Annotated in this window: 18 protein-coding genes; 7 read left to right on the forward strand and 11 right to left on the reverse strand. The window is 68.3% G+C overall.

The window, feature by feature from the left end:
- Nucleotides 1-11: 11 nt before the first annotated feature.
- From rpsR to rpsF, 3 genes are all read right to left on the reverse strand, one after another.
- The gene (gene rpsR, locus WFG93_RS02250) at nt 12-266 is read right to left on the reverse strand and encodes a 30S ribosomal protein S18 (RefSeq protein ID WP_071641238.1); all 255 of its coding nucleotides are present in this window, start codon (nt 264-266) and stop codon (nt 12-14) included.
- 64 nt (nt 267-330) lie between these two features.
- Nucleotides 331-825 carry a single-stranded DNA-binding protein gene (locus WFG93_RS02255; RefSeq protein WP_336644688.1) on the reverse strand — a complete coding sequence of 165 codons (495 nt, stop codon included), beginning with the start codon at nt 823-825 and terminating at the stop codon, nt 331-333.
- Between the two features lie 8 nt (nt 826-833).
- The gene (rpsF, locus tag WFG93_RS02260) at nt 834-1,199 is read right to left on the reverse strand and encodes a 30S ribosomal protein S6 (protein WP_099197098.1); all 366 of its coding nucleotides are present in this window, start codon (nt 1,197-1,199) and stop codon (nt 834-836) included.
- A 218-nt stretch (nt 1,200-1,417) separates the two neighbouring features.
- Here rpsF and WFG93_RS02265 point away from each other — a divergent pair, with 218 nt between their 5' ends.
- From WFG93_RS02265 to WFG93_RS02275, 3 genes are all read left to right on the forward strand, one after another.
- Nucleotides 1,418-2,629, forward strand: a complete 1,212-nt coding sequence (locus WFG93_RS02265) for a hypothetical protein (protein WP_336644689.1) — start codon at nt 1,418-1,420, stop codon at nt 2,627-2,629.
- Between the two features lie 99 nt (nt 2,630-2,728).
- On the forward strand, nt 2,729-3,079 hold the full coding sequence (locus WFG93_RS02270; RefSeq protein ID WP_336644690.1) for a PadR family transcriptional regulator: 351 nt from the start codon (nt 2,729-2,731) through the stop codon (nt 3,077-3,079).
- Nucleotides 3,079-4,158, forward strand: coding sequence for a hypothetical protein (locus WFG93_RS02275; protein ID WP_336644691.1), 1,080 nt, complete (start codon nt 3,079-3,081; stop codon nt 4,156-4,158). Before WFG93_RS02270 ends, WFG93_RS02275 begins: the two co-directional genes overlap by 1 nt.
- A gap of 88 nt (nt 4,159-4,246) precedes the next feature.
- Here the strand turns inward: WFG93_RS02275 and WFG93_RS02280 are convergent, their stop codons facing one another.
- The 3 genes from WFG93_RS02280 to WFG93_RS02290 all read right to left on the reverse strand — a co-directional run bounded on the left by WFG93_RS02280 (nt 4,247) and on the right by WFG93_RS02290 (nt 8,384).
- A complete protein-coding gene (locus WFG93_RS02280) occupies nt 4,247-5,674 on the reverse strand; it encodes a CCA tRNA nucleotidyltransferase (protein WP_336644692.1) in 1,428 nt (475 codons plus the stop codon).
- Between the two features lie 92 nt (nt 5,675-5,766).
- Complete coding sequence (locus tag WFG93_RS02285; RefSeq protein WP_336644693.1) at nt 5,767-6,825, reverse strand: LLM class flavin-dependent oxidoreductase; 1,059 nt, start codon at nt 6,823-6,825, stop codon at nt 5,767-5,769.
- Between the two features lie 29 nt (nt 6,826-6,854).
- On the reverse strand, nt 6,855-8,384 hold the full coding sequence (locus tag WFG93_RS02290; protein WP_336645049.1) for a DUF7059 domain-containing protein: 1,530 nt from the start codon (nt 8,382-8,384) through the stop codon (nt 6,855-6,857).
- A gap of 89 nt (nt 8,385-8,473) precedes the next feature.
- Here WFG93_RS02290 and WFG93_RS02295 point away from each other — a divergent pair, with 89 nt between their 5' ends.
- The 4 genes from WFG93_RS02295 to trxA all read left to right on the forward strand — a co-directional run bounded on the left by WFG93_RS02295 (nt 8,474) and on the right by trxA (nt 13,705).
- Nucleotides 8,474-10,570, forward strand: coding sequence for a DUF6049 family protein (locus WFG93_RS02295; protein ID WP_336644694.1), 2,097 nt, complete (start codon nt 8,474-8,476; stop codon nt 10,568-10,570).
- Nucleotides 10,567-12,186 carry a murein biosynthesis integral membrane protein MurJ gene (gene murJ / locus WFG93_RS02300; RefSeq protein WP_336644695.1) on the forward strand — a complete coding sequence of 540 codons (1,620 nt, stop codon included), beginning with the start codon at nt 10,567-10,569 and terminating at the stop codon, nt 12,184-12,186. The genes WFG93_RS02295 and murJ overlap by 4 nt, the downstream gene beginning before the upstream one ends.
- A 129-nt stretch (nt 12,187-12,315) precedes the next feature.
- On the forward strand, nt 12,316-13,290 hold the full coding sequence (gene trxB, locus WFG93_RS02305; RefSeq protein ID WP_336644696.1) for a thioredoxin-disulfide reductase: 975 nt from the start codon (nt 12,316-12,318) through the stop codon (nt 13,288-13,290).
- A 91-nt stretch (nt 13,291-13,381) separates the two neighbouring features.
- A complete protein-coding gene (gene trxA / locus WFG93_RS02310; protein WP_336644697.1) occupies nt 13,382-13,705 on the forward strand; it encodes a thioredoxin in 324 nt (107 codons plus the stop codon).
- Between the two features lie 77 nt (nt 13,706-13,782).
- Here trxA and WFG93_RS02315 read toward each other — a convergent pair whose 3' ends face one another.
- The 5 genes from WFG93_RS02315 to WFG93_RS02335 all read right to left on the reverse strand — a co-directional run bounded on the left by WFG93_RS02315 (nt 13,783) and on the right by WFG93_RS02335 (nt 18,608).
- Nucleotides 13,783-14,073 carry a tryptophan synthase subunit alpha gene (locus WFG93_RS02315; protein ID WP_336644698.1) on the reverse strand — a complete coding sequence of 97 codons (291 nt, stop codon included), beginning with the start codon at nt 14,071-14,073 and terminating at the stop codon, nt 13,783-13,785.
- A 9-nt stretch (nt 14,074-14,082) separates the two neighbouring features.
- Complete coding sequence (locus tag WFG93_RS02320; protein WP_336644699.1) at nt 14,083-15,537, reverse strand: sugar porter family MFS transporter; 1,455 nt, start codon at nt 15,535-15,537, stop codon at nt 14,083-14,085.
- A gap of 149 nt (nt 15,538-15,686) precedes the next feature.
- The gene (locus WFG93_RS02325) at nt 15,687-16,673 is read right to left on the reverse strand and encodes a ParB/RepB/Spo0J family partition protein (RefSeq protein ID WP_336644700.1); all 987 of its coding nucleotides are present in this window, start codon (nt 16,671-16,673) and stop codon (nt 15,687-15,689) included.
- Nucleotides 16,673-17,554 carry a ParA family protein gene (locus tag WFG93_RS02330; protein ID WP_336644701.1) on the reverse strand — a complete coding sequence of 294 codons (882 nt, stop codon included), beginning with the start codon at nt 17,552-17,554 and terminating at the stop codon, nt 16,673-16,675. Before WFG93_RS02330 ends, WFG93_RS02325 begins: the two co-directional genes overlap by 1 nt.
- Before the next feature lie 754 nt (nt 17,555-18,308).
- Complete coding sequence (locus WFG93_RS02335) at nt 18,309-18,608, reverse strand: GIY-YIG nuclease family protein (RefSeq protein ID WP_336644702.1); 300 nt, start codon at nt 18,606-18,608, stop codon at nt 18,309-18,311.
- Nucleotides 18,609-18,710 lie beyond the last annotated feature (102 nt).

Here is an 18,710-nt window from a genome sequence, read left to right on the forward strand (position 1 = left end):
GTCGGTACCCCTCAGCGGCCAGCGCCGGCGTACGGCAGGAGAGCCATCTCGCGAGCGTTCTTGATCGCCTTGGCGATCAGACGCTGCTCCTGCACCGAGACACCGGTGATACGACGGGCGCGGATCTTGCCGCGCTCCGAGATGAACTTGCGAAGCGTGGCGACATCCTTGTAGTCAATGACGCCCACGCGGATGGACTTCGCGGGAGCGGTGGGCTTGCCACCCTTCCGCGGCTTGCGGCGGTCGCCGCTCGACTTTCCAGCCATGTTTCTTCCTTAAGAGATGATCGGCCTGGGTCCCTGAGCCTGTCGAAGGGCCCTGGCCTGAAATTCAGAACGGGGTGTCGTCGCCGAAGCTGCCCGGAGTGCTCCAGGCATCAGCACTCGACGAACCGGGGGTCGACCACGGCTCGCTCGAGACCTGCTGCTGCTGCGGACGGGACTGCCCACCACCGCCGTTGGATGCGGCCCGCGTGACCTGTGCCGTCGCGTATCGCAGCGACGGACCGATCTCGTCAACCTCCAGCTCGATCGAGGTGCGCTGGTTGCCTTCGCGGTCCTGGTAGGAGCGCTGACGCAGACGGCCCTGCGCGATGACGCGCATGCCCTTCGTCAGCGAACCTGCCACGTGCTCGGCGAACTCACGCCACACCGAAGCGCGGAGGAACAGCGCTTCGCCGTCCTTCCACTCGTTGGCCTGACGGTCGAACGTGCGCGGAGTCGAGGCGATGGTGAAGTTCGCCACCGGCAGGCCGTTCTGCGTGTAGCGCAGCTCGGGGTCTGCGGTGAGGTTGCCCACCACGGTGATGACGGTTTCGCCGGCCATGTCGAGCCTTAGGCCTTTGCGACCTTGGGCTTGCGCGCGGCCTTGTCGGCAGCGCGCTTCGCCTCGGCGGCGACCATGGCCTGAGCCTCTTCGGCACGCAGGACCTTGGTGCGGAACACGAGCTCGCTCAGCTTCAGCTGACGGTCGAGCTCGACCGTGGCCTCGCTGGTGGCGGTGAAGTTGACGACGGCGTAGATGCCCTCGTTCTTCTTGTTGATCTCGTAGGCGAAACGACGCTTGCCCCAGATGTCGACCTTGTCAATCGAGCCACCATCGTTGGTGATGACCTTCAGGAACTTGTCGAGGTTGGGGGCAACCTGGCGCTCGTCCAGCTCGGGGGTCAGAATGACCATGAGCTCGTACTGGTGCGTCACTTACCCACCTCCTTCGGACTAGAACGGCTCCCGGGACTTTCCCGGAAGCAGGAGGGTGTGTAGCACGTCGCCTGTCGCGGCTTCCCGAATGGATGCCGACGGGCAGACAACCACAACAGTCTACCCGATCCACGGCCCTGACACCGACCCTGCCCCCTGCACCGTCGCGCGCTAGCGTTGACCGTGCCACGAGAGCGACCGAGCGAGGGGGCCCCGCGATGACAGTTCCTGCCGAGAACAGGTACCCCTTCGATACCGCTCCCCTGACTGAACCAGTCGACATGCGGGCGGTCGCGGAGTTCACGCGGGCGATGCGGAGGCAGCATCCCACTCCAGCGAGCGCCGTCGTCATCTGGGTCGTCGCGGGCGCGATCGGCGCCGCGGTCGTGCTGCCCATGATCGGGCTGGGCTTCGCCGGTCTCGCTGCGGCGCTGGCCGGCGGGAACGAGGTCAGTCTGGTGTTCGGCCTTCCCGCGCTCGTTCCGCTGCTGATCATCGCGATCGGTGTCCCGCTCACTGTCCTGGGTGTTCGTCGCAGCCGTGTCAAGGCGTATCGGATCGCGCGCTTCGCCCAGGCGAACGGCATGAGCTACCGCCACCGCCTGGCGAATCCGCCGCTGCCCGGGATGATCTTCCAGAACGGCGACAGCCGCATGGCCTCGTCGCTGGTGCGCGGTCAGCATCCACGCTTCGTCGAGTTCGGAAATTACCGGTACACGACCGGCTCGGGCAAGAACCGCAGCACGCACCACTGGGGTTACGTCGCCGTGAAGCTCGACGTGCCCCTGCCGAACATCGTGCTCGATGCGCTGGGCAACAACGCGCTCGGCACGAACCTTCCGGCGTCGTTCTCGCGGGATCAGCGGCTCTCGCTCGAGGGCGACTTCGACAGGTTCTTCACCCTGTACTGCCCGCGCGGCTACGAGGCCGACGCGCTGTACCTGTTCACGCCCGACATCATGGCGCGTTTCATCGACCACGCCGCACAGCTCGACGTCGAGATCGTCGACGACTGGATGTTCCTGTACATGCAGCGTCCGGCGTCCACGACGGATGCCGCGACCTGGGCTTGGCTGTTCAGCACCGTCGGGGCGCTGATGGGCAAGTTCGATCAGTGGGCACGCTGGCGCGACGATCGGCTGCGCGAGGCGCAGGCGGTCGCGCCGCCGCATCCGCTCGGGATCACCCCTGCGCCCGACGCGACGGCGTCCGCATCCGGCGTCACGGCCTCCTCACTTGCGGCGACTCCACCCGCGCTGCCCTTCGCGCCGCCCGCCGGCATGCTCGCTCCGCCGCCCGGAGTCGCGCGCGAGGGCCGACGGCTGAAGAAACGGGTGAACTGGGTACTGCTGGTGGTCATCGGCGTCGTGGTGCTGATGAGCGTGGTCCCGCAGTTCTTCAGCCTGCTGGGGCTGCTCTTCTTCCGCTGACCGGCGTTCTGACCACTCGACCCGAGTGCCGAGACTTGCGTGTTGAACACGGTACTGTGCATTGCGTGGTAGCGTGCAGTGCACGGAAGGGAGTCCCGATTGGACACCACGCAATTGCTCAAAGGCGTGCTTGACGTGGCGGTGCTGGCGGTGCTGCGCCGCGAGGACGGCTACGGCTACGAGATCGTGCGACGCCTGCGTGACGCCGGGCTCGGCGACGTCGGCGACGCCTCGGTCTACGGCACGCTCCGGCGCCTGTATGCGGCCGGCTCGCTCTCGAGCTACGTCGTGCCCTCCGACGGCGGTCCGCACCGCAAGTACTACGCCCTCAACGCCCAGGGCGCCAGATCGCTCGACGAGCAGATCGCAAGTTGGACCACGTTCTCGCACGCGATGACCGATCTGCTCGCCACACCTCGCAATGCATCCGACACCCTCCGGGAGAAGTGATGAACGACACCGACGTCTCGCTGCACGACCGCATCCGCACGTTCGCCGATGCCGTCCGCTCACATCTCGACGATCTTCCCGTCGACGAGGTCGACGACATCATCGATGGTCTGACGGCTGACCTGACCGAGCAGGCGGCGGACCGGGAGGGCATCCTGCATCTCGACGATCCCGCCGCCTATGCCGCTGAGCTGCGCTCGGCCGCCGGCCTGCCCGCGCGCTCCGGTGGCGTGCGGCTCGAGCCCCTAGCAGTTCGGATGCGCCGGGGGCGGCGAGAAATGGCAGACAGCCTCCGGCAGCATCCGTTCGGCGCGTGGTCGCTCGACCTGCTCGCGGCACTGCGCCCCGTTTGGTGGGTGCTGCGGGGGCTCGCCATCTACTTCCTTCTGCACAACGTGTTCGGATCGGCCGTCGGGTCGCGTGGACCGGACACTCTTGTGGGTTGGATGCTGTGCCTCGGCCTCGTGCTGGTCAGCGTGCAGTGGGGCCGGGGCCGTTGGCTTCCGCACGACGCACTGCACCCCGTCAGGGTGGTGCTCAGCGTGGTCGCCGTGCTCACGCTGCCGTTCCTGCTCGCCGCGATGGTGCTGCCTCGCGTCGAGTACGTCTATGAGGAACCAGCCGAGCAGCGCGGCCTGCTGCTGGACGGCAAACAGGTCGGGAACATCTTCGCTTACGACGAGCAGGGAGAACTGCTCGACGGTGTGCAGCTCTACACAGACCGCGGCACACAGCTCAACCTGTACGGACGCGGGCGCAGCATCGAGATGGAAGGCTGGTGGAGCCTCGGCTGGGACGGCGAGCGCCCTGTGCGCGTGCCTTATCAGGATGCACGGGGCGACGATGTGTGGAACGTATACCCTCTGCGCATCGGCGAGGTCGATCCTGCGACCGACTCGGTTCGCGAGTCGACGATCGATCATGAGGCCGCGCCCTTCCTCCGCGCACCGAAGCGCTTCGACGCGACCCAGCCGAGCGATCCGACGCCGCAGCCGAACACCTCGCCGGCGGATCCGTCCGCGACCCCGGGCGCTTCCGCCGCACCCGAGGATGACAGCGCGGCCACGCCGGAACCGTGATCACGATGAACGAGCGCACGATCACCGTCGACATCACGCATCTGATCGTCGGTGCTCTCCAGGCATCCAGAGCTGCTGGACTCCACACTCAGCCGCGAGCCGCCCACCACTCGCGCAGGCGCTGCTCGGCGGCATCCGGGCCGATCACGCCCTCGTCCAGTCGCACCTCGAGCAGGAACCGATAGGCCTCGCCGACCTCCCGCCCCGGCGCGATGCCGAGGATGCGCTGGATGTCGTTGCCGTCGAGCTCCGGACGGATGCTGTCGAGCTCCTCCTGCTCGCGCAGCTCGACGATCCGCCGCTCGATGTCGTCGTAGGCCCCCGCGAGACGCGCAGCCTTGCGCTTGTTGCGCGTGGTGACGTCGGCACGCACGAGGATGTGCAGGCGTTCGAGGAGATCACCCGCGTCACGCACGTAGCGGCGCACGGCACTGTCGGTCCACGCCCCCTCCGCGTAGCCGAAGAAGCGCAGGTGCAGCTCGATCAGTTTCGCGACCGCGTCGGTCGTGTCGCCGTCGAAGCGCAGCGCCTGCAGCCGCTTGCGCGCCATCCGCGCGCCGACCACGTCGTGGTGGTGAAAGGTGACTCCTCCCCCGTTCTCCAGCTTTCGGGTGCGCGGCTTGCCGATGTCGTGCAGCAGCGCCGCCAGACGCAACGGCACGTCCGGGACGGCATCCGGGTTGCGCGCCTTCTCGAGCTCGATCGCCTGGCGCACCACGGTGAGGGAGTGCTCGTAGACGTCCTTGTGGTGGTGGTGCTCGTCAACCTCGAGCCGCAGGGCGCTCACCTCCGGCAGGAACTGGTCGATCAGTCCGCTGTCGACCAGCACCCGGATGCCGCGGATCGGGTCATCCGTCTGCATGAGCCGCACGAGCTCGCCCTGCACCCGCTCGGGGCTGACGATGTTCAGCGTCTGGCGCAGCTTCTCGATGGCGTCGAACGTGGCATCCTCGATCGCGAAGTCGAGCTGCGCGCTGAAGCGCGCCGCACGCAGCATACGCAGCGGGTCGTCGCCGAAGCTGATCTCGGGATCGATCGGGGTGCGCAGAACGCCGCCGATGAGGTCCTCGACGCCGCTCGTCGGATCGATCAGCCTGACCGCGGGGACCTGCAGCGCCATCGCGTTGACGGTGAAGTCGCGGCGCAGCAGATCGCCGTCGATCGCGTCGCCGAATTCGACGACGGGTTTGCGGCTCACACCGTCGTAGCTGTCGGCGCGGTACGTGGTGATCTCGACCTGCTCACCGCGCACCTTCGCACCGATCGTGCCGAAGGCGCGTCCGATGTCCCACTGCGTGCTGGAGATCGGCTTGACGATCGCCAGGATGTCATCGGGGCGCGCGTTCGTCGTGAAGTCGAGGTCGTTGGTCGGCCTGCCCAGCAGCGCATCACGCACTGGGCCGCCGACGACGGCGAGGTCGAAGCCCGCCTCGGCGAACGCGATCGCGAGGGTGGCGACGACGGGGTTCGCGGCGAGCGCGCCGAGTCGGGACAGACCCTCGGCCATATTGAGCATGGATTCAAGGGTAACGGGCGGTCGGGGCGTGACCCGCCGCGCCGTTCAGCGTGAGGCCGGGGCAGCCGCAGCAGCATCCCGGCGTCCAGGGCTCAGGCCACGGGGTCGCCCTGCACAGGTCCCTCGGTGTTCGGCCGCCAACCCAGGGCGGGAGCCACGTGCTCGGCGAACGACTGCAGCACATGCAGGTTGTACTCGGGGCCGAGCTGATTCGGGATGGTGAGCATCAGGGTGTCGGCCGCCATCACCGCCTCGTCGGCGCGCAGCTGCTCGATCAGCACGTCCGGCTCGGCGGCGTAGGTCTTGCCGAACGTCGAGCGATAGCCGTCGATGATGCCGATCTGGTCGGCGCTGTCGTCGGAACGCAGCCCGAAGTACGCGCGGTCGCGATCGCTGACCAGCGGGAACACGCTGCGGCTGACCGAGACGCGCGGTGCCCCGGTGTGGCCGGCTTCCTTGTACGCGGCGCGGAACAGGTCGATCTGCTCGCGCTGCAGCTCGTGGAACGGCTGCCCGGTCGCCTCGGTGACCAGCGTCGAGCTCATCATGTTCAGCCCCATCCGCCCGGTCGCCGCCGCGGTCGGGCGAGAACCGGAGCCCCACCAGATGTGGTCGCGCAGCGTCGGGGACTGCGGTTCGATGGCCAGGTAGTGACCGGCGCCGACCATGCGCGGGTCGCCGGGCGCGACGCGTTCGCCGTCGATCGCCCGCCGGAACAGCTCGAACTTCTCGCGCGCCATCACGCTGCCGCGCTCCGGATCCTCCTCGTCGTGGAAACCGAACGTCTCGTAGCCACGCAGCGCGGTCTCGGGTGAACCACGGCTCACGCCCAGCGCGATGCGTCCGTCGGCGATCAGGTCGAGCGCCGCCGCCTCCTCCGCGAACTGGAAGGGGTTCTCGTAGCGCATGTCGATGACACCGGTGCCGACCTCGATGCGCTGCGTGCGCGCCGCCATCGCCGCCAGCAGCGGCATGGGCGACGCCGCCTGACGCGCCCAGTGGTGCACGCGCACGTACGCCCCGTTGACGCCGAGCTCGTCGGCGCCCTCGGCCATCTCGATGGTCTGGCGCAGCATGTCGCCCGCGGTACGGGTCACGGAACCGGGCACGTCTGCGTAGTGCCCGAAGGAGAGGAAGCCGAAAGCCTTCATGTCGTATTCGAACGCATAGATCGCGGCTGCTATTCCGCGGCGAACGACGCGGGCACCAGGAGACCGTCGAGGATCAAGCCGCGGATGCGCGGCTCGAGGTCCGCCCACAGCTCCGCCAGCGACACGTCGAAGAGGTCGGCGAGCGCGCCGGCGATCTGCGCGACCGTGAGCTCGCCATCGCAGGCGCCGACGAAGCCTGCCAGCGCGCTGTCGACGCTCACGGTGCGCGCGAACCCCCCGCCCTGACGCAGCTCGATCACGCTGGGATCGTCCTCCCCTGGCATGAGATGACGCGCCTCGGTCACGTCGGGTGCGACGACCAGTCGGTTCGGAATGCCATCGGCGAGCAGGTCATGCGCGGCCAGCCCTGCCGCCAGCGCGCGACCGAGATCGGACACCGGCTGAGTGAGCTTCTCGAAGCGGCGCAGCCGCTCCCCATATCCCGCTCCCGGATTGCGCAACAGGACGTACCCGAAGCCGACGGCGGTCACCTCGCGCGCCGCGAAGTCGTCGAGCCACGCCGTCAGCAGGCGGGCGAACTCCGCGTCCCGCGGCAGCGTGCCGCCATCGCGGATCCACAGCTCGGCGTACCCGAGCGGCGTCAGCTCCTCCCGCTGGATCACCCAGACGTCGAGGGCGTCGTCGGCCCAGGAGCGCACGCGGTCGAGGCCCGGTCGGGCGCCACGGGACTCCCAGTTGCCGAGCAGCTGGGCGATCCCGCCCGGGGCGAGATGCGCGGGCACGGATCGCAGGAACTCCTCCACGAGCGCGTCGCCCACCATGCCACCGTCGCGGTACTCGTACTCGGGCAGGTCGCTCGCGCGGGGCGTGATCACGAAAGGCGGATTGGACACGATCAGATCGAACGCCTCGCCGGCTACCGGCTCGAAGAGACTGCCGAGCCGGAATTCGATGTTGCGCACCCCGTTGAGGGCGGCGTTGAGCCCGGCGTACGCGAGGGCGCGGGCCGAGATGTCGGTCGCCACCACCGCGCCCGCATGGCGCGAGATGAGCAGAGCCTGGATGCCGCATCCGGTGCCCAGGTCCAGTGCCCGACCGACTGGATTCTGCACCACGAGCTCGGCCAGCGTGCGCGATGCCCCGCCGACGCCGAGCACGTGATCCGCCGGCAGCGGGCCGCCCAACGCGATCTCGTCGAGGTCGCTCGCAATCCACCATTCGCCCACGCCATCGGCATCCACGAACGACTGCGGGCGGATCAGCGATTGCGGACGCACCGACTCGCCCACCACCACGGCCAGGCCCAGCGCGACTGCGCCATCGACACCGAGCGCCGGCAGTGCATGCTCGACCGCAGCATGCGGCTGTGGCATCCCCAGCACCCACAGCCGACCCAGGGTCGACGCGGGATCGGATCGCGAGCCCAGGGCGCGCAGCATCGGCTCGCGCAGCCCGCGCGCCAGCGCGTCATCGGCCTCTTCTCCCCATAGTGCGCGCAGCGGTTCGGAGCGGAAGTCCGCCGCATCGAGGTCGGCGGCGAGCGCATGAGCGAGAACGGCATCGGGGCAGGGCTGAGGGCGGTCCGGCACGGCCGTCACTCTACGCGCCTTCAGGGTCGGGATCAGCGTGCGCCCTAGAATCAGGGGCGTCGCCGATACCGCAGAGCCGGTGTCGTCGGCGTGCACTCATGAACTCGACGCTCCCTCGCGATGGCCTCCGCCCCCGCGCGCGACGGCTGCTGGCCCGCCTCGCCGCGGTGCTCGTCGTCGGCGCGCTGCTGGGCAGTGGTGCGCCGGCAGCGTCGGCGGACGATCAGACAGCACCCGAGGCGACCGACCCGGCGGTGACGCTGTTCGTCTCGACCGGCGCCGGCGCGCAGGTCGAGCCCGGCGGCCCCATGCTGACGACGGTCACAATCGAGAACGGCACGACCACGGACCTCAGCGCAGGCAGCGTGACCATCGAGGTGAACCCGACCGCGCTGCCCGACAGTGCCGCCCTCGACACCTGGCTCGATGAGGGCACCGCGCCGGGCGCCTTCCGGACGGTCGCGACCGAGGCGACTCCGGTGGTCGCGGATGACTCCACGGGAACGATGAACGCGGTGGTGGATGCCGAAGCGCTCGGCCAGCTCGCGCCCGGTGTCTACCCCCTGCGTGCGCGGCTGAGCGGAGCGCTGACGACTGACGCGGACGGCGATCCGGTGCCGTGGAATCTCAGCGCCACCTCCGCGCTCGTCATCGCACCGGCCGCCGTCCGGCGCACAGCGGTGCTCGTCCCTCTCACCGCCACGCCCGAGAGCGGAGCGCTGCTCACGGCGGACGAACTCGCCACGCTGACCGGCGAGGGCGGCGACCTGGCCGGTCAGCTCGACGCGGTGACCGGCACCAGCGCGATCCTCGCCGTCGACCCGGCGATCCCTGCCGCGATCCGCATGCTGGGAGCTGCCGCCCCCGCCACCGCCACGCAGTGGTTGACAGAGCTCGAGTCACTGCCCAACGACATGTTCGCCCTGCAGTTCGCCGATGCCGACGCCACGGTGCAGGCGAAGGCGGGTCGCGCGGCGCTGCTGGGTGCGCCCGATCTCACCCCGCTGCTCGACCCGGCGGCGTTCCCCGCCGCCGAGGCGCAACCCGCCCCCACCGCGGAGGCGAGCCCGACGCCGGTCCCCACCGCGGAACCCGTGCTGCCCGACAACGAGGCGCTGACGGCCATCCGCGGCGCACAGCCCGACATCCTGTGGCCGCGCCCCGGCGCCTCTGCAGACGACCTCGCCGCCTTCGCCGGCTACCTGGGTGACCGGACGACGACCGTCCTGCCCTCCTCCGCGGTCACCGCGAAGGCCCCCGTGCACAGCGCCGTGGGCTCGCACGACCTGCTGATCGCCGATACCGCGGCATCCGCCCGCCTCTCCGCCGCCGTGCAGCTGTCCGACACGGCGGCGATCGACCGAGAGCTGACGGCTGCTGCCGGGCACCTGTTCTATGCCACCCGCAGCTCGCCCGTGGTCGCGCTCGCCCTGGACCGCTCCGAGAGTCGCTCCCCGGTCGCGCTGCGCGACGCGCTCTCGGCGTTCGCGACCGCCGCAGTCAATCTCAACGGCCTGCGCGCCGGAGCGCCGACCACCGTCGACCTCGTCTCGCCCGGGGAGCCGTCTCGCGTCCCCGCCCTGCAGGCCATGCTCGCCTCGGAGGAGCGGCTGACCGCCTTCGCGACCATCCTCGACGAGCCCGCGCTGCTGCTCACCCCCGACCGCATCCGCGTTCTGCGCGCGATCGGCGTCGGACTCACCGACGAGCAGTTCGCCGCACGCACCACCGCGCACGGCGAGCGGGTCGCGACGACGCTCTCCGCGGTGAGCGTGCAGCGGCCGAAGCCCGTGCAGTTGTTCACCTCCGCCGCTCCCCTGCCGGTTTGGGTGCGCAACGAGCTGCCCTGGCCGGTCACGGTGAACCTGTACAGCGCGCCGTCGGACAACCGCCTCGACATCCAGCCGGTGACGAAGGTCACCGCGCTGGCATCCAGCAGCACCCGCGTCGACGTGCCCATCGAGGCGCGCGTCGCAAGCGGCCAGGTCGATGTGCGATTCCACCTCGAGAGCCCGACGGGAGTGCCGATCGGGCAGCCGGAGGTCGCCGATGTCACGCTGCGCGCGGATTGGGAGGGCATCGGGCTCGGCATCCTGGGCGGGGTCATCGCGCTGCTGCTCGTCTTCGGCGTCGTGCGCACCGTGCGTCGCAAGCGAGCGGATGCCGCCGCCGCAGCCCCTCAGGAGGACCGATGACCAGTCTCGGGCGCGCCAGCGCCGTGCTCGGGGCGGGGACGCTCGTCTCCCGTGTGACCGGACTCATCCGCACGATCGTGCTCGTCGCCGCGATCGGCAGCATCGGACAGGCCGGTGACGCGTTCGCCGTCGCCAACCAGCTGCCGAACAACGTCTTCACGATCATCCAGACCGGCATCCTCACCGCGGTGATCATTCCCCAGATCGTGAAGTCGGCGAGTCACGCCGACGGCGGCGAAGGCTACATCTCGAAGCTGTTCACCCTCGGCACGGTCGTGTTCCTCGGCGCGACCGCGCTCGCCATGCTCGCCGCTCCCTGGCTGGTCGCGCTGTACGCCGAGAACTACCCGCCGGCGCAGCTGGCGCTGGGCACCGCCTTCGCCTACTGGTGCCTGCCGCAGATCTTCTTCTACGGGCTGTACGCGCTCATCGGCGAGACCCTGAACGCCAAGCGCGTGTTCGGGCCGTACACCTGGACCCCCGTCGCCAACAACGTCATCTCCATCGCGGGATTCCTCGTCTTCATCGCCCTGTTCGGCGGCAACCGCAACCTCGTGTCGGTATGGGATCCCACGATGATCGCCGTGCTCGGCGGCACGGCAACGCTCGGCATCGCCGTGCAGGCTGCGCTGCTGCTGTTCGCGTGGCGACGCACCGGGCTGAGCCTGCGGCCGGACTTCCGCTGGCGCGGCGTCGGGCTCGGTCAGGTGGGCACTCTCGCCGGGTGGACCTTCCTCATGGTCATCGCCGGTCAGATCGCGGGACTCATCCAGACCCGCGTCGTATCGGACTCCTCGGGCGATCACCCGTCGGTGTTCCTCATGCAGGCCGCGTGGCTGGTCTTCATGCTGCCGTACTCGATCTTCGCCGTCTCGATCGGCACCCCCTACTTCACCCAGATCGCCGAGCACGCCCACGAGAACCGTCACGACGCCGTGCGCGGCGACGTCGCGCGGTGCATCCGGGTCGTGTCGCTGTTCGTGATCGGCTCGGGCATCGCCCTCGCCGCCGCCGCGGTGCCCGCGACTCGCATCTTCACCGAGAGCGGAGCGGATGCCGTCGCATCCGCTCCCGTGCTCATCTGCTATCTGGTGGGCCTGCTGCCACTGTCGGTGCTGTTCATCGTGCAGCGCGCGTTCTACGCCTTCGGTGACACGCGCACACCGTTCCTGTTCACGCTCGTGCAGGTGGCGCTCATCATCGGCTTCTCCTACCTCGCTGCGGCCATCGCCCCGCTCAGCCAGCTGGCGGCGGCCGTCGCGCTCGGGCAGTCGATCGCCGGGCTGGTGCAGACCACCATCGCCGTGCTCATCCTGCGGCACCGCCTCGGCGGTCTGGAACTGCCGCAGACGCTGCTCTCGCTGGGGCGCTTCGCGATCGCCGCCGTTCCCGCAGGGCTCGCCGGATGGGGCCTGTACGTGCTGCTCGGCGCCGGCGACGGTTGGGTGACCGGGCAGACGGGGGCCGCGTTCGCGGACAAGCTGCTGGGCGCCGTCGGCACGGGGGTCATCGGGCTCGCCGCCGTGATCGTCTACGTCTTCGTGCTGCTGCTGCTGCGCGCCCCCGAATTGCACGCCGCCCGTCGGCTGCTGAACCGGATCCTGCCGGGGCGCTGAGCGCTGGTGTGGCCCGGTGCCGCCGACCAGCGGGAATGCCGCGCCGTTACCATGGGTTTAAGCACTCGACGCGGATCCGCCGCGCCCGCTGGCATCCGCTGCCTCACATCCCCTGCCCAAGGAGAGCACATGCGTCAGGTCATCATCATCGGATCCGGCCCCGCCGGCTTCACCGCCGCGATCTACGCGGCGCGCGCGAACCTGAAGCCGCTGCTGGTGGCCAGTACGGTCGAGGTCGGCGGCGAGCTGATGAACACGACCGACGTCGAGAACTTCCCGGGCTTCCCCGAGGGCATCCAGGGACCCGACCTGATGGCGAAGCTGCAGGCGCAGGCCGAGAAGTTCGGCACTGAGGTGCTCTACGACGACGTCACCGAGCTCCACGTCGACGGTCCCGTGAAGAGGGTCGTCCTCGGCAGTGGTGCCGAGCACGAGGCGTCGACGATCATCTACGCGACCGGCTCGGCCTACCGCAAGCTGGGCGTCGAGGGTGAGGAGCGCCTCTCGGGCTACGGTGTGTCGTGGTGCGCGACCTGCGATGGCTTCTTCTTCCGCGAGAAGACGATCGCCGTGGTCGGCGGCGGCGACTCCGCGATGGAGGAGGCCACCTTCCTCACGCGCTTCGCGTCGAAGGTGTACGTCATCCACCGCAAGGACGCGCTGCGCGCGTCGAAGATCATGCAGGAGCGCGCGTTCGCCAACGAGAAGATCGAGTTCGTGTGGAACAGCACGGTCGACGAGATCCTCGGCGGTGACTCGGTCACCGGCGTGCGCCTGCGCTCGACGGTCGACGACACCACGCGTGAGCTCGAGCTCGACGGCGTCTTCATCGCCATCGGCAACGACCCGCGCACGCACCTCGTGCACGACAAGCTGCAGCTCACCGACGAGGGCACGATCTGGGTCGACGGGCGCTCGTCGCGCACCTCGGTGCCGGGCGTCTTCGCCGCCGGTGACGTGATCGACCCCACCTACCGGCAGGCGGCCACGGCTGCGGGATCCGGGGTCGTCGCGGCGCTGGATGCCGAGCACTTCATCGCCGATCTGGAAGACGCCTCGGTCGAGGAGCCGGCCGCGATCGCCGCGGAGATCATCGCCGGTTGACCCGGATGCCGGCTCGCGCGGCATCCGCCTCGGGAACACAGACGCGCCTCTCGACGTTTCATCGAGTGGACAACGAACAAGGAGAGAACTGATGACTGCCAAGGCAACCACCCAGGCCACCTGGGAGCACGACGTTCTGCAGGCCGAAGGCCCCGTGCTGGTCGACTTCTGGGCCGCGTGGTGCGGGCCGTGCCGCATGGTGGCGCCGGTCCTCGACGAGATCCAGGCCGAGAACCCCGACAAGATCACGATCCTCAAGCTCAACGTCGACGAGAACCCCGATCTGGCCATGAAGTACCAGATCACGTCGATCCCGGCCATGAAGGTGTTCCAGGGCGGTGAGGTCAAGACGACCATCATCGGCGCCAAGCCGAAGTTCGCGCTCGAGCAGGACCTCGCGCCCTACATCGGCTGAGCCGCTGCGCTCCCCCTCGGCTCCCTGAGCCTGTCGAAGGGCCTGTCACTGTCCGCGGTGACGGGCCCTTCGTCGTCTCAGGCGACCAGCATCCGCCACACCGTCGGGCTCAACTCGGGATACTCGTGCGCGATGCTGCGCAGGACGTCGTCGTTCCAGTGCGCGTCCCGTACGTTGCCACCGCGGTCCTCGACGACGTCGGCGCGCAGCAGCAGCACCACGAGTTCATCGACCGAGGGCAGCTCCGACATGAAGTCCCAGGGGTCCTCTCCCCCGCGCAGCCGCTCGTGCACGAGCACCGAGCGCTCGTCCCCGGCTTCGGCGCGCAGCACCTCGAGGCTGGCGCGGCGGGGGAAGGGGTGACTCACCCGTCAATTCTACGAGCGCTGCACCCGACCTCGGCGCTCCACGCGCATGTCGTCCGTCATCGATTCCAGTTCGCGCCCCTTGGTCTCGGCGACCTTGAAGTACACGAAGAAGAACGACAGCAGGGCGAAGAAGGCGTAGAAGCCGTACGCGAAGGTGAGGCCGATCTCGGCGAAGGCGGGGAATGTGGTCGAGATGAAGAAGTTCGCCGCCCACTGCGCGGCGGCCGCGACTGCAAGGGCGCCGGCGCGGATGGAGTTCGGGAACATCTCGCCCAGCAACACCCACACCAGCGGTCCCCAGGTGGCTCCGAAGAAGACCACGAACGCGTTGGCGCTGATCAGGGCGATGGTGGACCACGGGTCCGGCAGGCTGACCGCGCCCTCGGCATCCAATGTTCCGAACGAGAACGCGACTGCCATCAGCCCCAGCGTGACCGCCATTCCGATCGAGCCGATCATGAGCATCAGGCGGCGTCCGAGGCGGTCCACCAGCAGGATCGCGACGATCGTGACGACGATGTTGGTCACCGATGTGATGACGGTGATGGTCAGAGCGTCGGACTCGTCGAAGCCGACCGAGCGCCAGAGCGTGGTCGAGTAGTAGAAGATGACGTTGATGCCGACGAACTGCTGGAAGATGCTCAGCAGGATTCCCACCCACACGATCGGCTTCAAGCCGAACCGATGACCGCGCAGATCGCTGAGCGATTCACTGCGTTCGGTGTTGATCGTCCCGGTGATCTCGGTGATCTTGGTCTTCACGTCGATCGTCCCCGTGACGAGCGTGAGCACCTCGCTGGCCTTGTCGATCTGCCCGCGGGCGACGAGATAGCGGGGGGATTCCGGCAGGCGCATGGCCATGATGCCGTAGACGACGGCGGGGATCGCCTCGGCGATGAACATCCAGCGCCATGCCTCCATGCCCCACAGCGCCCCGGCTGCACCTCCGGCGACGCCGGCGAGCAGGGCATCCGAGAGCAGGGCGACGAAGATGCCGGTGACGATGGCGAGCTGCTGCAGCGAGCCCAGGCGGCCGCGCACGTGCGCCGGCGAGACCTCGGCGATGTAGGCGGGCGCGATGACCGATGCCGCGCCGACTCCGAATCCGCCGACGACGCGCCAGATGATCAGGTCGATGACGCCGAAGGCGAGGCCGGAGCCGACCGCCGAGATGAGGAAGAGCACCGCGGCGACGATCATGGTGGGCACCCGGCCGAAGCGGTTCGCGACGGGGCCCGCGAACCAGGCGCCCACGGCGCAGCCGATCAGTGCCGACGAAATCGCGAATCCCTTGAGGCCCACCCCGAGTCCGAATGCCCCGGCCAGGGCCTCCACGGCACCGTTGATCACCGCGGTGTCGAAGCCGAAGAGGAATCCTCCCAGCGCCGCTGCGATGCTCACCCCGATCACGCGTCCGCGGATCCCCGCTGCTCGGCCCGTTGCTGCCCTCTGCGCATCGCTCATGACGCCGCCCCTCCTGCCGGTCGATGCTCGGATGCTATCCGAGCATCGTCGGGGTCAGAAGGGGGTGGTGCGTCGAGGGCCGTTCACGGTACGGGCGAGTTGGTGCAAGCGGATGCCGAGCACGGCTCCGTGCCACTGCCGTCGTCAGGTCACCGCGCGCCGTACTCCTCTTCCCCGATATCAGCGAGGATGCGGTTGAGATCCTGGATGGACGCGAATTCGATCTTGAGCTGGCCTTTTCTTGCGCCAAGCGTGATCTGCACGCGCGTGTTGAGACGGTCACCGAGCTTGCCGGCGACATCGTCGAGGTAGGCTCGCCGCGCGCCGGCGGTGGGCTTGCTGACGGTGCCAGGCGCCGCTGGGATGCTCTTCGCCGCGGCCTCGGTCGCGCGCACCGAGAGGTCTTCGTTGACGACCTTGTCGGCCAGGCGCTGCATCTGCTCGGGGGTCTCGGCGGAGAGGATGGCACGGGCGTGACCGGCGGATAGCACTCCGGCGGCGACGCGCTGCTGCACCGGCACCGGCAGGCGCAGGAGCCGGATGGTGTTGCTGATCTGCGGGCGGGAGCGGCCGATCCGCGTGGCGAGCTCCTCCTGGGTGATCCCGAAGTCCTCGAGCAGCTGCTGGTAGGCGGATGCCTCTTCGAGCGGATTCAGCTGGGACCGGTGCAGGTTCTCGAGCAGCGCGTCGCGCAGCAGATCCTCATCGGCCGTCTCCCTGAGGATGGCGGGAATCGTCTCGAGTCCGGCTTCACGGGCTGCCCGCGTGCGCCGCTCCCCCATGATGAGTTCGTACTCGCCATCGGCGTTCTCCCGCACGATGACCGGCTGCAGCACGCCGAACTCTCGGACGCTGTGCACCAGCTCCGCGAGGTGGTGCTCATCGAAGTGCGTGCGCGGCTGGCGCGGGTTCGGGACGATCTTGTGCGGGTCGACCTGGATGAGCCGAACGCCGGGCACCTGGGTGAGGTCGGTTTGGTCCGCCGGGTCGTCCGCGGCCACTTCAGGCGCCGCGGGCGCGCCATCCTGCTTCACCTTCACGGCACCGGGGAAGAAGACATCGACGGGACGTTCGGATTGATCCGTCGTCGGAATGAGTGCGCCGATTCCCCGACCGAGTCCAGTGCGCTTGGCCATCATGCTCCCTTGTTCTGCGCGGCGGATTCCTTGCGCTGCGCGATCTCGACTGCTGCTTCCCGATATGCGACGGCTCCGGCGGAGTTCCCGTCATACGCGATGACTGTCTGGCCGAAGCTCGGTGCTTCGGAGACACGGACGGAGCGCGGGATCACTGCACGCAGGACCTGCTCCGGGAAGTGTGTGCGCACCTCGTCAGCGACCTGCTGCGCGAGCCGTGTGCGGCCGTCGTACATGGTGAGCAGGATGGTGGAGAGATGCAGCTGCGGGTTCAGATGCTTCTGGATCATCTGGATGCTGCCGAGCAGCTGGCTCAGTCCCTCGAGTGCGTAGTACTCGCACTGGATGGGGATGAGCACCTCGGATGCCGCCGTGAAGGCGTTTATCGTCAGCAGACCCAGCGAGGGCGGGCAGTCGATGATGACGAAGTCCAGCGGATTGTCGCGGAGGTACTCCTCAAGGGAGCGACGGAGTCGGAACTCACGCGCGACCTGCGAGACGAGCTCGATCTCCGCACCCGCGAGGTGGATGGTGCTGGGAGCGCAGAGAAGATTATCCGATTCGGGGCTGACCTGCACGATCTCCCCGAAAGGCAGGTCGTCGATGAGCACGTCGTAGATGCTCTGGGTGTCGGCGGTGTGCGTCACGCCAAGGGCTGTCGACGCGTTTCCCTGGGGATCGAGGTCGATGACCAGTACCTTCGCGCCCAGGCCGGCAAGAGCGGATGCCAGATTCACCGCTGTCGTGGTTTTGCCGACCCCGCCCTTCTGGTTGGAGATGGTGAAGACGCGGGTATTTCCGGTGAATTCGAGTTCGATCGTGCTGAGCGCGCGACGTCGCGAGGAAAGGTCGGCGAGCTCCCGCGCGAGCGGCGTATCCATCCCGAAACCGACGTTCGGGGATGTGTTGTCGGATGGTTTCACGTGAAACATCGACTCCTTCCGGGACCGCCTACCACTCTACGTGACGCTCCCTCTCCCCCCGTTCACCGAGCGAGCCCCGCACCCCCTCGGTCATTGAGCGAGGAGCGCAGCGACGAGACGTTTCACGTGAAACACGCCCGACGCTTCCGGTCATTGAGCGAGGAGCGCAGCGACGAGACGAAATGCGGGAGGGCAGCGCTTCGACTCGCTCCGCTCGCTCATAAACCGTGCGCGGTCATTGAGCGAGGAGCGAAGCGACGAGCCGAAATGCGGAACAAGTCCGTTTCGACTCGCTACGCTCGCTCAACGACCGATACCCCTTCCAGGGAGCGCAGCGGGCCGGCGGCTTGTTCGCCGGGGCGTTTCACGTGAAACACCGTGGGTGTCCCCGGTCATTGAGCGAGGAGCGCAGCGACGAGACGAAATGCAAAACAAGTACGTTTCGACTCGCTCCGCTCGAAGCGACAAGACGAAATGGAGGGCGGCGTAGCGTTTCACGTGAAACACCGTGGTTGTCCCGGTCATTGAGCGAGGAGCGCAGCGACGAGACGAAATGCGGGAGAAGTACGTTTCGACTCGCTTCGCTCGCTCAACGACCGATACCCCTTCGAGGAGCGCAGCAATGAAGCGGACGATGAGGTGCACGTTTCGACTCGCTTCGCTCGCTCAACGACCGGGTTGCGAGGAGCGTCGTTTCACGTGAAACTCCTACTCAGGGACTACGGCGGAGCGCGCGCTCTCGCGCACTCCAGCCCTTGATCGCGTCGAAGCCGCCCTCAATGAGCGCCAGTCGCTTCGCGTGGCTCCACCCCTGGATCTGCTTCTCGAGCCAAAATGCTTCGTCAATGCGGCCGAACTCCGCAGACCACACCACCTCAAGCGGACGTCGGTCAGTGGTGTAATCACTTCCCAACCCCTGTGCGTGTGCAGCCAGGCGGTCATCAAGGTTGCGAGTACTCCCCGCGTAGAAGGTGCCGTCCGCGCAACGGAGAATGTAGGTGTAACCGGTCATCGACGAACTGTACGCCGACACCCAGCCGAGTTATCCCCATGGGCACAGTTGCTGTGGATAACTTCCGCGAAGTGCGGAATGTCGCGGGAATTTGCGATGGAG

The sequence above is a fragment of the Microbacterium sp. USHLN186 genome, assembly GCF_037145155.1.
In the GTDB taxonomy this organism is placed as follows: domain Bacteria; phylum Actinomycetota; class Actinomycetes; order Actinomycetales; family Microbacteriaceae; genus Microbacterium.